The organism is Pseudarthrobacter defluvii, assembly GCF_030816725.1.
Lineage (GTDB): Bacteria > Actinomycetota > Actinomycetes > Actinomycetales > Micrococcaceae > Arthrobacter > Arthrobacter defluvii_A.
The window spans coordinates 2,713,332-2,726,066 of record NZ_JAUSYG010000001.1 but is presented as its reverse complement, the minus strand read 5'-3'; the positions used below and the strand labels follow the sequence as shown (position 1 = coordinate 2,726,066).

The 12,735-nt window shown below is 66.3% G+C and carries 12 protein-coding genes; 11 read left to right on the top strand and 1 reads right to left on the bottom strand.

The window, feature by feature from the left end; genetic code table 11:
• Positions 1-46: 46 nt before the first annotated feature.
• From dapA to QF031_RS12775, 6 genes are all read left to right on the top strand, one after another.
• A complete protein-coding gene (gene dapA, locus QF031_RS12800) occupies positions 47-955 on the top strand; it encodes a 4-hydroxy-tetrahydrodipicolinate synthase (protein WP_307428566.1) in 909 nt (302 codons plus the stop codon).
• A 40-nt stretch (positions 956-995) separates the two neighbouring features.
• The gene (locus QF031_RS12795; protein ID WP_307428563.1) at positions 996-2,687 is read left to right on the top strand and encodes a ribonuclease J; all 1,692 of its coding nucleotides are present in this window, start codon (positions 996-998) and stop codon (positions 2,685-2,687) included.
• Between the two features lie 137 nt (positions 2,688-2,824).
• Complete coding sequence (locus QF031_RS12790; protein ID WP_307428559.1) at positions 2,825-5,737, top strand: FtsK/SpoIIIE family DNA translocase; 2,913 nt, start codon at positions 2,825-2,827, stop codon at positions 5,735-5,737.
• Positions 5,738-5,754: 17 nt separating this feature from the next.
• The gene (gene pgsA / locus QF031_RS12785; RefSeq protein ID WP_307428557.1) at positions 5,755-6,399 is read left to right on the top strand and encodes a CDP-diacylglycerol--glycerol-3-phosphate 3-phosphatidyltransferase; all 645 of its coding nucleotides are present in this window, start codon (positions 5,755-5,757) and stop codon (positions 6,397-6,399) included.
• Positions 6,396-6,875, top strand: a complete 480-nt coding sequence (locus tag QF031_RS12780) for a CinA family protein (protein WP_307428554.1) — start codon at positions 6,396-6,398, stop codon at positions 6,873-6,875. The genes pgsA and QF031_RS12780 overlap by 4 nt, the downstream gene beginning before the upstream one ends.
• Before the next feature lie 167 nt (positions 6,876-7,042).
• Positions 7,043-7,495, top strand: coding sequence for a helix-turn-helix domain-containing protein (locus QF031_RS12775; RefSeq protein ID WP_307428552.1), 453 nt, complete (start codon positions 7,043-7,045; stop codon positions 7,493-7,495).
• Between the two features lie 77 nt (positions 7,496-7,572).
• Here QF031_RS12775 and QF031_RS12770 read toward each other — a convergent pair whose 3' ends face one another.
• Positions 7,573-8,103, bottom strand: coding sequence for a MarR family winged helix-turn-helix transcriptional regulator (locus QF031_RS12770; RefSeq protein WP_307428550.1), 531 nt, complete (start codon positions 8,101-8,103; stop codon positions 7,573-7,575).
• A 41-nt stretch (positions 8,104-8,144) separates the two neighbouring features.
• Here QF031_RS12770 and QF031_RS12765 point away from each other — a divergent pair, with 41 nt between their 5' ends.
• From QF031_RS12765 to miaA, 5 genes are all read left to right on the top strand, one after another.
• The gene (locus QF031_RS12765; protein ID WP_307428547.1) at positions 8,145-8,369 is read left to right on the top strand and encodes a DUF3046 domain-containing protein; all 225 of its coding nucleotides are present in this window, start codon (positions 8,145-8,147) and stop codon (positions 8,367-8,369) included.
• Positions 8,370-8,566: 197 nt separating this feature from the next.
• Positions 8,567-9,622, top strand: a complete 1,056-nt coding sequence (gene recA, locus QF031_RS12760; protein ID WP_307433332.1) for a recombinase RecA — start codon at positions 8,567-8,569, stop codon at positions 9,620-9,622.
• Between the two features lie 93 nt (positions 9,623-9,715).
• Positions 9,716-10,243 (top strand): regulatory protein RecX, encoded by a 528-nt coding sequence (locus tag QF031_RS12755; RefSeq protein WP_307433330.1) that lies wholly within the window; start codon positions 9,716-9,718, stop codon positions 10,241-10,243.
• A gap of 3 nt (positions 10,244-10,246) precedes the next feature.
• Positions 10,247-11,806, top strand: a complete 1,560-nt coding sequence (gene miaB / locus QF031_RS12750; RefSeq protein ID WP_307428544.1) for a tRNA (N6-isopentenyl adenosine(37)-C2)-methylthiotransferase MiaB — start codon at positions 10,247-10,249, stop codon at positions 11,804-11,806.
• A gap of 3 nt (positions 11,807-11,809) precedes the next feature.
• A complete protein-coding gene (gene miaA / locus QF031_RS12745; RefSeq protein ID WP_307428541.1) occupies positions 11,810-12,706 on the top strand; it encodes a tRNA (adenosine(37)-N6)-dimethylallyltransferase MiaA in 897 nt (298 codons plus the stop codon).
• Positions 12,707-12,735: the final 29 nt, after the last annotated feature.

Genomic DNA, 12,735 nt, shown 5'->3' with positions numbered 1-12,735 from the left:
CCGTGGCATTGTCCTAACCAGCCGGGGACAGGGTAACGTTTTTTCCATGGCTGACTCTTCCGCGCACATCCCTGCCCTCGGTACCCTCCTGACCGCCATGGTCACGCCGTTCACCACGGACGGCGCAGTGGATTACGACCAGGCGGCAGCGCTGGCCAGCAAGCTGGTCGACGACGGCTGTGACGGGCTGGTGGTCACCGGAACCACCGGCGAAACCTCAACGCTGACGGACGAAGAGAACCTCGGCATGTTCCGCGCCGTGAAGGACGCCGTAGGCGGCCGCGCCGCGATCATCGCCGGCACCGGCACCAACGACACCGCGCACTCGGTCCACCTCTCCCAGCAGGCTGCTGCCCTCGGCGTCGACGGCATCCTCCTGGTGACCCCTTACTACAACAAGCCCAGCCAGGCCGGCGTCCGCGCCCACTTCGAGACCATCGCGTCCGCCGTGGACGTACCCGTCATGCTCTACGACATCCCCGGCCGGTCCTCCATCGCCATCGAACCGGACACCATGATCCGGCTGGCACAGCACCCCAACATCGTCGCAGTCAAGGACGCCAAAGCGGATCTCACCGCCGCCACCCGTGTCATGGCGGAAACCGACCTCCTGTTCTACTCGGGCGATGACGGACTCACCCTTCCCTGGATGGCCCTGGGTGCCGTCGGCCTGGTGGGTGTCACCACCCACGTCGCCACCCGCCGCTTCCGCGAAATGATCGACGCCGTCAATGCCAACGACCTTGGGACCGCCCGGAAGATCAACTTCGAGCTGCAGCCCGTGGTCCGCGCCACCATGACCCGCGTCCAGGGCGCCGTGGCGGCCAAACAGATTCTTAAATGGCAGGGAGTCCTGCCCAACTCGATTGTCCGCTTGCCCCTCGTGGAGCCGGACGAAACCGAGATCGAAACCATCCGCGGGGATTTGGCGGAAGCAGGGCTGGTCTTCTCCTGAGGCTAAGACCGGCAACCTTCCGCCTGGAAAGAAGTGCACTATGACCCAAACTGCCCTTACCGGCCTTGTCACCCCTCCGCGCCTGCCCCAGGGCACGCTGCGGATCGTTCCGCTCGGCGGACTGGGTGAGATTGGCCGGAACATGTCCGTCTTCGAAATCGACGGCAAACTGCTGATCGTGGACTGCGGCGTCCTCTTCCCTGAGGAAACCCAGCCCGGCGTTGACCTGATCCTGCCGGACTTCTCCTACATCGAGGACCGGATGGACGATGTCGTGGCTGTGGTCCTCACTCACGGCCACGAGGACCACATCGGCGCCGTGCCGTACCTGCTGAAGCTGCGCAACGACATCCCGCTGGTCGGATCCCAGCTGACCCTCGCCCTCATCGAGGCCAAGCTGCAGGAGCACCGCATCCGGCCCTATACGCTGACTGTCGAAGAGGGCCAGGTAGAGAAGTTCGGGCCCTTCGAATGCGAGTTCGTGGCTGTTAACCACTCCATCCCGGACGCCCTGGCCGTGTTCATCCGCACCGCGGGCGGCACGGTCCTGCACACCGGCGACTTCAAGATGGACCAGCTGCCCCTGGACGGACGCATCACCGACCTCCGGCACTTCGCCAAGCTGGGCGAAGAGGGCGTGGACCTCTTCATGTCCGACTCCACCAACGCCGATGTCCCCGGATTCACCACCGCCGAGAAGGAAATCGGCCCCACGCTGGAGCGGCTCTTCGGCCAGGCCACCAAGCGCATCATCGTGGCGTCCTTCTCCTCCCACGTCCACCGGGTGCAGCAGGTGCTGGACGCCGCCGCCAAGCACAACCGCAAGGTAGCCTTCGTGGGCCGGTCCATGGTCCGCAACATGGCCATCGCCGAAAAGCTGGGCTACCTGGACGTTCCCGCCGGCCTGATTGTCGACATCAAGAACATCGACAACCTTCCGGACAACCGCGTGGTGCTCATGTCCACCGGTTCCCAGGGCGAGCCCATGGCAGCTCTGTCCCGCATGGCGAACGGCGACCACCGGGTAGTGGTGGGTGACGGCGACACCGTCATCCTGGCCTCCAGCCTCATCCCGGGCAACGAGAATGCGGTGTTCCGGATCATCAACGGCCTGCTCAAGCTCGGCGCCGACGTGATCCACAAGGGCAACGCCAAGGTCCACGTCTCCGGCCACGCCGCCGCGGGCGAGCTGCTGTACTGCTACAACATCCTTGAGCCGCTCAACGCCATGCCTGTTCACGGCGAAACCCGCCACCTGATCGCCAACGGCAAGATCGCCATCGAGTCCGGTGTCCCGGAGGCCAGCGTCATCCTCGCGGACAACGGCACCGTCATTGACCTCCGCGACCACCAGGCAGACATTGTGGGCCAGGTGGAGGTTGGCTTCGTCTACGTGGACGGCTCCAGCGTGGGCGAGATCACGGACGCGGACCTCAAGGACCGCCGCATCCTGGGCGACGAAGGCTTTATCTCCATCATCACGGTGGTCCACCGCGCCACCGGCAAGGTGGTGTCAGGACCCGAAATCCATGCCCGCGGCGTTGCCGAGGACGACTCGGTGTTCGACGACATCATCCCCAAGATCAATGCGGCACTGGAAGAGGCAGTCCAAAACCACGCCGACCACACCAGCCACCAACTCCAGCAGGTGGTGCGCCGGGTTGTGGGCACGTGGGTCAACCGCAAGCTGCGCCGCAAGCCCATGATCATCCCGGTGGTGCTCGAGGCCTGACAGTCCCCGCCGCCGGCTCCGGCCCGTTCTCCCGCTGCAGGCAGGAGTGCGGGCCGGACGCATTTAACCGGGTTGGGGGGATGGTCCCGGCCCTGATATCCCCGGAATCAAAGCATGCTTCCGGTAGCGTGGCTACCATGGCCACACGTACTACTTCCGCGCCCAAAGGTACCGGCAGGGGAAGCTCCGGCAACAAATCCGGGAGCTCCACCGGCCGCGGAACCGGCTCCACCGGCCGCGGAACCGGCTCCACAGCCAGCAAGGCAGGGCGCGGCGGCTCATCCAGCACGGCGCGCACCCGCCAACTTCCTGCCGTCGAACACCACCAGCCCTGGCTGCTGCGCGTGGTGGGCGGAGCCTGGCTGGGTGTGGGCCACCTGGTGGGCGGGGGGGTGCGCCGCATCGGCCACGACGTCAGCGATCTTCCCGCCGAGGAACGCCGCGACGGCGCAGCCCTGTTCAACCTGGCACTGGGCATCTTCATTGCCACGTTCGCCTGGTGGGGCCTGACGGGCTGGTTCCCCGACGCCGTATACGCCGTGGTGAACGGTACCTTCGGCTGGATCTCCCTGCTGCTTCCGCTCATGCTTTTCGTGTGCGCTTTCCGGCTCTTCCGCCAGCCCTCGGACGGCCGCGGGAACAACAGGGTGGGGATCGGCTTCCTGATCATGGCGTTCGCCGGCTGCGGCCTGGCACACGTCCTCGGCGGCCAGCCCACCGTCGCGGACGGGTTTGACGGCCTCCGCAAAGCCGGCGGCATGCTCGGCTTCCTGGGGGCGGCACCGCTGGCCGCCATCCATCCGGCCGTTCCGGTGGTCCTGTATGGCCTGCTGGCGTTCATTTCGCTGCTGATCCTCACGGCCACCCCGTTCACGGCCATCCCGCGGCGCCTTCGCGGCGCCTACGAACACCTCATGGGCATTGACCTGATGGACCAGGAACACCCCGGGGACATCCATGACCGCAGCTACCTGGAACGGGCGGCACCCGCCGCACCGAAGAAAAAGAAGCGCAAGCTCTTCGGGAAGGACCAGGATTCCGAGGCAGGCCTCGAGGGCTACGTGGGGGACGAGGCCTTTGAGCACGCCGTCATCGACGACGACGAGCGGGAACCTTCCCGGCCTGCGCCCGGCGTGCGCCGGCCCACCCAGGCGGAGATCGCCGTCGAAAAAATCAAGGCGGCCCAGGGCCTGGGCGCAGGCTCTCCGACGCCGCCGGCGGAGAACGCCACGGAGGCCATCCCGCTGGTCATTCCCGGCGCCGCTGCTCCCGGCAAGCCTGCCCCCGCGCCGACTGTGCCCTCGAACCCCGTGGCCCCGGCGCCGCCGCCCGTTCCCATTCCGCAGCGCACCGAGCAGCTCTCGCTCGCCGGCGACGTGACGTACACCCTTCCGGCCTCGGACTTCCTGACCCCCGGCTCCATCCCCAAGGAGCGCACCGAAGCCAATGACGCCGTCGTCGCTGCCCTGACCGACACCCTCACGCAGTTCAATGTGGACGCCACCGTGACCGGCTTCAGCCGCGGTCCCACCGTCACCCGGTACGAGATCGAGCTGTCGCCGGGCACCAAGGTGGAGCGGGTGACGGCGCTGTCCAAGAACATTTCCTACGCCGTCGCGTCCAGCGACGTCCGCATCCTCAGCCCCATCCCGGGCAAGTCCGCCATCGGCATCGAAATCCCCAACACGGACCGCGAAACCGTCTCCCTGGGGGATGTCCTCCGCAGCCAGAACGCACGCCGCACGGACCATCCGATGGTCATGGGCGTGGGCAAGGACGTCGAGGGCGGTTACGTGGTGGCCAACCTGGCCAAGATGCCGCACCTTCTGGTGGCCGGTGCCACCGGTGCCGGCAAGTCATCCTTTGTGAACTCGATGATCACCTCGATCCTGATGCGGGCCACGCCGGATGAGGTGCGCATGGTCATGGTGGACCCCAAGCGCGTGGAACTGACCGCGTACGAAGGCGTGCCGCACCTGATCACGCCCATCATCACCAACCCCAAGAAGGCCGCCGAGGCGCTGCAGTGGGTAGTGCGGGAGATGGACGCCCGCTACGACGACCTCGCCAACTACGGCTTCAAGCACATCGACGACTTCAACAAGGCCGTCCGGGCCGGCAAGGTAATCCCGCCTGAGGGTTCCAAGCGCGTCATCCGGCCCTACCCGTACCTGCTGGTCATTGTCGACGAACTCGCGGACCTCATGATGGTGGCCCCGCGCGACGTCGAAGACTCGATCGTCCGCATCACCCAGCTGGCGCGTGCAGCGGGCATCCACCTGGTGCTGGCCACCCAGCGTCCGTCCGTGGACGTGGTCACGGGCCTCATCAAGGCCAACGTGCCCTCCCGCATGGCGTTCGCCACGTCCTCTGTCACCGACTCACGCGTGGTCCTCGACCAGCCCGGCGCCGAGAAGCTTATCGGCCAGGGCGACGCGCTGTTCCTGCCCATGGGTGCCTCCAAGGCGATGCGCGTCCAGGGCGCCTGGGTCACCGAGTCGGAGATTCACAAAGTGGTGGAGCACGTCAAGGGACAGCTCCAGGCCGTCTACCGCGATGACGTGGCACCGGAAGCGGAAAAGAAGCAGATCGACGACGACATCGGGGACGACCTCGAGGTGCTGCTGCAGGCCACCGAACTGGTGGTCACCACGCAGTTCGGCTCCACGTCGATGCTGCAGCGCAAGCTCCGGGTCGGCTTCGCCAAGGCCGGCCGGCTCATGGACCTGCTCGAATCCAGGGGAGTGGTGGGCCCGTCCGAGGGGTCCAAGGCCCGCGATGTGCTGGTCAAGCCGGACGACCTCGCCGCTGTCCTGGCCGCCATGAAGGGGCAGGAAGCACCTGCGGCGCCTGACACGCAGACCGCCGCGCTCAGCGACAATGCCAACGCCAACATCGCCCAGGGCGGCTACGCCGAAGACCTGGTGGCTGCGGACCTGGACAACAGGAAACAGAACGTCGAATATTACGACGGCTCCGATTCCGCGCCGGGCGGGTACGGCGATGATGACGACGGGTCCGAAGACGCATGGTCCCTCACCGGACGCTAGCCCGGTAGCCTAGAAACGTGACTAGCACCGATGCAACCGCAGCCGGCCATGGCCGTGCCGGGGTCTGGAACCTGCCCAATGTCCTGACCATGATCCGTATCGCACTGGTCCCGTTTTTCGTGTGGTTCCTCGTGGCAGACGCCCCCGGGCTGCACAGCGAGTCCGGGCCTTGGCGCTGGGCCGCCGTGGCCGCGTTCGCCGTCGCCATCTACACGGACAAGCTCGACGGCGATATCGCCAGGAGCCGGAACCTTGTCACCGACTTCGGCAAGATCGCCGACCCCATCGCCGACAAGCTCCTGATCGGCTCAGCGCTGGTCATGCTGTCCCTGCTGGGTGAGCTGCCGTGGTGGGCGACCCTCGTGATTCTGGTGCGGGAATGGGGCATCACTGCCCTGCGCTTCTTCGTGATCCGGTACGGCGTCATCCCCGCCTCCCGCGGCGGCAAGCTCAAGACCGTTGTGCAGACCGCGGCGATCTTCCTGTACCTCCTGCCGTTCGCGGCGTTCGCCCCATGGATGTCCTGGGTTGCGTTCGCGGTCATGATGGCCGCCGTGGGGATCACGCTGTGGACCGGAGTCGAGTACGTCGTTGAGGCCCTGCGCCTTCGTGCCAGGGGCAAGCGGCAGGCCGGAACCGCGAAGGGGCAGGAACAGGCATGAGCAACCTCCACCTTTTGGCCGGGCAGGCCGTCCGCCAGGCGATCGAGACCAAGCGCACCGTCGCCACCGCTGAGTCGCTGACGGCGGGCATCGTGTCAGCGGTTCTTGCCGACACGCCCGGAGCCTCCGGCATGCTGCAGGGCGGGGTGGTGGCGTACCAGAACTCCGTGAAGGAAACGGTGCTGCACGTGCCCGCCGACCTGCTGGCGCGCGTCGGGTCGGTCGACCCGGACGTAGCCTGTGCCATGGCAGCCGGCGCGCGCACTGAACTTGGTGCCGACGTCGGACTTTCCACCACCGGGGTGGCGGGTCCTGATGCCCACGACGGCAAGCCCGTGGGCCGGGTTTACATCGGGATTTCCACGGCTGCCGGAACCTCAGCCTTCGAGTATTCCTTTACCGGCAGCAGGCCCGACATCCGCGCCGCTGCGTGCGCCGCCGCCCTGGAAAGGCTCCTGGAGGCCCTGGCCGCCTAAAGCTGCGGGCGACGAAGTTACCGGGCGTAAAGTTTCTGGGAACAAAAGCCGGTACCGATTAGTTATTACATTGTGTCGCTTCCGGAGAGCGGAGGCGCCTAGGATGAAAAGACCACGACGGTCCGCCCTGCGGCGGACCTGACCAATGAGGGAGCAAGGCGATACAGATGGTAAAGCAGCCCGTATCCGTGAACGGCGTTGTCCGCTGGAAGGATGTGGGCCTCGCCGAACAGGCTAAGAGCGAACAGAAGGAGCGCAAGATGGTGGTACTACGTCACGAAATTGGTGATGTCCTGCGCGATGTCCGCCAGCGTCAGGGGCGTACGCTCCGTGAAGTTTCGCACAGCGCCCGCGTCTCCCTGGGATACCTCAGCGAAGTGGAGCGCGGCCAGAAGGAAGCATCGTCAGAGCTCCTGTCCTCGATTTGCTCGGCGCTGGATGTTCCGTTGTCAAGCATGCTCCGCGAGGTCAGCGACCGCGTCGCAGTAGCCGAAGGCGTGGCCGTTCCGGACACCGTTCCGCAGGAATTCTCCCAGCGTTACGGCCGTGACCTGGAGCGCGACCTCAACAATGAACTGAACGACGAACTCTCCACGGGCCTCTTCTCCGGCGCCCGGTAAAGGCAGCCGGCACCCCGCAGCGGGTCCGACGAACAGCAGGAAGCCCCCGGCCATGGCCGGGGGCTTCCTGCTGTGTCCTAGTCTTCCGCCGCAGGGGATGCGTCGGCGGCTTCCCTGGGGAACCCGTCACGCTCATAGGTGGAGTTCAGCTTGGCCATGTACCGGGCGAGCTCCTGCAGGTCCTCCACGGGCCACTCGCGCAGCCGTTCCTGGAAGACCTGGCGCCGGGCGTCCTGGACCTGGTGCATCTTCTCTTCGCCCTTGGGCGTCAGCCGGATCGACTGCGCCCTGCGGTCCAGGGGATCAGCCTCCTTGGCCACCAGCCCCAGGCTTTCCAGGAACGCAATCTGCCGGCTGACAGATGGCTTGCCCACCCCGATGTTCATGGCAAGCTCGGTAAGCCGGATGGGCCCCTCCCGGCGGATCACCGTCAGCAGCCCGTACGCAGCCGGCTCCATGTCGGGGTGGACTTCGCGCGAAAGCTGATTGGAAATCGCCCTGGCCCGCCGCCAAAAGAGGCTGATCTGGTGTTCGACGTTCTGCAGCGCGGTATCGGCGGCATCTTCGCCTGCGTCTTGCCGGGGCGGGACATCCGGGGAGGTGCTCATGGCAACAATTCTATGGTCCGCAATCATGAGAGGATTTACCGATGCGAATCAGCGAGTACTGGCGTCTCATGGATGACGAGTTCGGCGCGGGGTACTCCCGTGTGCTGAGCAGTACCCTGGTCCTTGCCGGCGTGGGCGGGCGCACCGCCGACCAGGCCCTCGCCTCGGGCGTGGAACCCCGGAAGGTCTGGCTCGCAGTCTGCGACGTACAGGATGTTCCGGCAGAACGGCGGCTGGGGCGGGATATTGCCCCACGGCGCGACTAGACAGCCACCCCTCCGGACACGCCGCAGGACCCTGGCTCTTCGAATACCTGTTCGGATAACGCTATGCTTTTTCCATTGGGTTTATCCACATAGCCGTCGTCCTCCGGCCGGAATGTCAGTGGGTCCCCTTAGCGTCAGAGATGACCAATACATCGGCCGCGAAGGCCACCATCGAGAAAGCATTAGAGGTGTCAACCATGGCGGCAGCCCCGGATCGTGCAAAGGCGCTGGAAGCAGCGCTTGCCCAGATTGACAAGCAGTTCGGCAAGGGCTCGGTCATGCGCCTGGGCGACGAAGTCCGTGCCCCGATCGAAGTCATCCCCACCGGCTCCATCGCACTGGACGTCGCCCTTGGCATTGGCGGGCTACCGCGCGGCCGCGTCATCGAGATCTACGGTCCCGAATCCTCGGGTAAGACCACCGTCGCCCTCCACGCTGTGGCAAGTGCCCAGCGTGCCGGCGGCATCGCCGCCTTCATTGACGCCGAACACGCCCTTGACCCGGACTACGCCGCCAAACTGGGCGTCGACACAGATGCCCTTCTCGTCTCCCAGCCGGACACCGGCGAGCAGGCCCTGGAGATCATGGACATGCTGGTGGGCTCCGGCTCGCTGGACATCGTGGTCATCGACTCCGTTGCAGCCCTGGTGCCGCGCGCCGAAATCGAAGGCGACATGGGCGACAGCCACGTGGGCCTGCAGGCGCGGCTCATGAGCCAGGCCCTGCGTAAGATCACCGGCCGCCTTAGCCAGACCAAGACCACCGCAATCTTCATCAACCAGCTCCGTGAAAAGATCGGTGTCTTCTTCGGTTCCCCTGAAACCACCACCGGTGGCAAGGCCCTGAAGTTCTACGCGTCGGTCCGCATCGACGTCCGCCGGATCCAGACCCTCAAGGAGGGCGCCGATTCCGTCGGCAACCGGACCAAGGCCAAGATCGTCAAGAACAAGATGGCCCCGCCGTTCAAGGTCGCCGAGTTCGACATCATCTACGGCCAGGGCATCTCCCGCGAGGGCGGCATCATCGACATGGGCGTGGAGCACGGCATCATCAAGAAGTCCGGCTCCTGGTTCACCTATGACGGGGACCAGTTGGGCCAGGGCATGGAGAACTCCCGCCGGTTCCTCCGCGACAACCCGGAACTTGCCGCCGAGCTGGAGCGCCTCATCAAGGAGAAGCTCGGCGTCGGGGTAAAGGCCGCTGAAGACGACTCCAAGGACGCGCCGAAGCTGAAAGCCGTCGACGGGTTCTAGCTCTTGGCTGGAACACGCTCACGGCGCTCCCAGTCCGGCGGCCCAAGGCCAGGGCCGCCGGACCACGCTGATGTACCGCAGGACCCGCAGTCCATTGACGCCGAGCCGGACCCCTTCTCCGTCGCGCAGGCCATCGTGTACCGGCAGTTGACTGCAGCGCCCAAAAGCAGGCTGCAGCTTGCCCGGAAGCTGGCCGAACGGAACATCCCGGAACACGTTGCCGAAGCGGTACTGGACAAGTTCCAGGAAGTGCGCCTGATCAACGATGCGGAATTCGCTGACATGTGGGTCAGGAGCCGCTCCCAGTCCCGCAAGCTCGCCAAGGGCGCGCTGAGGCGTGAGCTCGCGGAAAAGGGCATCGACCAGGAAACCGCTGCTTCGGCCCTTGAGCAGGTGACCGACGACGACGAGGAAGCCGCGGCCCGTGCCTTGGTTGAGCGCAAGCTGCGGCCAGGGACGGACGTGTCCGGGCCGGGGGAACGGGACAAGGCGGTCCGGCGACTGGCCTCCATGCTTGCGCGAAAAGGCTACCAGCCGTCCCAGGCATTCCGGATCGTCAACGAGGTCCTCGATTCCCGGCAGGAGTCCGACAGCGGTCCGGTCCAAAGCCGGTACCCTTAACGGGTGAGTTTGACCATTCCTTCCCCCCAATCCGGTGCCACCACTTCCGTCGAAGTGGGGGCCGCGCCGCACACCGGCGCCCCGCAGCCGCGCACCTACCAGGTCCGCACCTTCGGCTGCCAGATGAACGTCCACGATTCGGAGCGGATGGCCGGCATGCTCGAGGACGCCGGCTACGTTCCGGCAGCGGGCGAGCAAGCCGACGTCGTGGTGTTCAACACGTGCGCGGTCAGGGAAAACGCCGACAACAAGCTTTACGGAAACCTTGGCATCCTGGCCCCCGTCAAGGCAGCCAACCCCGGCATGCAGATTGCCGTAGGCGGGTGCCTGGCCCAGAAGGACCGCGAAACCATCCTCAAAAAGGCGCCGTGGGTGGATGCAGTCTTCGGCACCCACAACGTCGGCGCCCTGCCCGCCCTGCTGGACCGGGCGCGCCACAACAACGAGGCACAGCTGGAAATCCTCGAATCCTTGGACGTCTTCCCGTCCACACTCCCCACCAAGCGGGACTCCGTGTACTCCGGCTGGGTGTCCATCTCCGTAGGCTGCAACAACACCTGCACCTTCTGCATCGTGCCGGCCCTCCGCGGCAAGGAAAAAGACCGCAGGCCCGGGGACATCCTCGCTGAGATCCAGGCCCTGGTGGACGACGGCGCCATCGAAGTGACCCTGCTCGGCCAGAACGTCAACTCCTACGGGGTTGAGTTCGGAGACCGGCAGGCATTCTCCAAGCTCCTGCGTGCCTGCGGGGAGATCGAAGGCCTGGAACGTGTCCGCTTCACCAGCCCCCACCCGGCGGCCTTCACTGATGACGTCATCGACGCCATGGCGGAGACGCCCAATGTGATGCCGCAGCTGCACATGCCGCTGCAGTCCGGCTCGGACCGCATCCTTCGGGCCATGAAGCGCTCCTACCGGTCCACCAAGTTCCTGGGCATCCTGGACAAGGTCCGGGAACGGATCCCGCACGCCGCCATCTCCACGGACATCATCGTCGGGTTCCCCGGCGAGACCGAAGAGGACTTCCAAGCAACGCTGGACGTCGTGGAAAAGTCCAGCTTCGCCACGGCCTTCACTTTCCAATACTCAAAGCGCCCCGGCACCCCCGCCGCCGACCTGCCCGACCAGTTGCCCAAGGCAGTGGTGCAGGAACGCTTCGAACGTCTCACGGCCCTGCAGGACCGCATCGCGGCGGAGGAAAACCGGAAGCAGCTTGGACGACGACTGGAGGTCATGGTCACGGCGCAGTCCGGGCGGAAGTCGGAGGAGACCCACCGGTTGTCCGGCCGCTCCCAGGACCAGCGGCTGGTGCACTTCTCGGTCCCCGAGGGAGCACCCGCCCCCAGGCCCGGAGACCTCGTCACCGTAACCATCACCGAGGCCGCTGCGTTCCACCTGGTGTCCGATCCGACGCTCGAGGACTACAGCCTGCGCCGCTCACGGGCAGGGGACGCCTGGAACAGGTCACAGGCCGACTCCTGCGGAGCGCCCGCGCCCGGGTCCTCGACGGACCGGAAGGGCGTCTCCCTCGGCATGCCCTCGCTGCCCCTGCGCACCCGCTGACAGGTGGCTGCCCCGCCCGTCATCGCCGTCGTCGGTCCCACCGGCTCCGGCAAGTCTGACCTTGCCGTCAGCCTGGCCCTGGAGCTGGACGGCGAGGTCATCAACGCCGACGCCATGCAGTTTTACCGCGGCATGGACATCGGCACCGCGAAGATCACGCCAGCCGAACGCAAAGGCGTCCCGCACCACCTCCTGGACATTCTGGATGTGACCCAGGAGGCCAGCGTTTCGGACTTCCAGCAGCAGGCCCGGGAAGCCATCGCGGAGATCCACGCCCGCGGAAGGCGCGCCATTTTGGCAGGCGGTTCGGGGCTGTATGTCCGGGCCGCCCTGGACGTCCTCGAGTTCCCCGGCACCGATCCGGCTCTGCGTGCCCGGCTTGAGGCAGAGCACGGCGAGGTCGGCACCGAGGCGCTGCTGGCCAGGCTGAGGAGCGTGGATCCGGTCTCCGCGGGCAGGGTATCGGACGCGCGGCGGATCATCCGTGCGCTGGAGGTCCACGAACTCACGGGACGCCCCTTCAGCGCCTTCATGCCCCGCCGGGAGTACTACCAGCCGGCCATCCAGGTGGGCCTCGCGGTGGACCGGGAGGCGCTCCGCGCGCGCCTGGCGGCACGGGTGCACCGGATGGTGGACGCCGGCCTGCTGGACGAGGTGCGGCGACTCGACCACAGGGGCCTGCGCCAGGGCAAAACTGCTTCCCACGCACTGGGCTATTCACAGTTCCTGCAGGTCCTCGACGGCACCTCGACTGTCGAGGCTGCCGCTGAGGACACCGTTGTGGCCACCCGGCAATTCGCACGGCGCCAGCTGACCTGGTTCCGCGCCGATCCCCGCATCACCTGGCTGGACTGGCAGGATCCGGAGCTCGTGGTCAAGGCAGCAGACCTGGCCAGGTAGGACGCGCCCTGCAGACGGGACAAGCCGCG

Excerpts from the sequence above, each read along its gene's own strand:
- QF031_RS12795 (WP_307428563.1), top strand. The coding sequence starts at position 996 with ATGACCCAAACTGCCCTTACCGGCCTTGTCACCCCTCCGCGCCTGCCC.
- QF031_RS12765 (WP_307428547.1), top strand. The coding sequence starts at position 8,145 with ATGCGAATCAGCGAGTACTGGCGTCTCATGGATGACGAGTTCGGCGCG.
- QF031_RS12790 (WP_307428559.1), top strand. The coding sequence starts at position 2,825 with ATGGCCACACGTACTACTTCCGCGCCCAAAGGTACCGGCAGGGGAAGC.
- QF031_RS12770 (WP_307428550.1), bottom strand. The coding sequence starts at position 8,103 with ATGAGCACCTCCCCGGATGTCCCGCCCCGGCAAGACGCAGGCGAAGAT.
- QF031_RS12780 (WP_307428554.1), top strand. The coding sequence starts at position 6,396 with ATGAGCAACCTCCACCTTTTGGCCGGGCAGGCCGTCCGCCAGGCGATC.
- recA (WP_307433332.1), top strand. The coding sequence starts at position 8,567 with ATGGCGGCAGCCCCGGATCGTGCAAAGGCGCTGGAAGCAGCGCTTGCC.
- QF031_RS12775 (WP_307428552.1), top strand. The coding sequence starts at position 7,043 with ATGGTAAAGCAGCCCGTATCCGTGAACGGCGTTGTCCGCTGGAAGGAT.
- dapA (WP_307428566.1), top strand. The coding sequence starts at position 47 with ATGGCTGACTCTTCCGCGCACATCCCTGCCCTCGGTACCCTCCTGACC.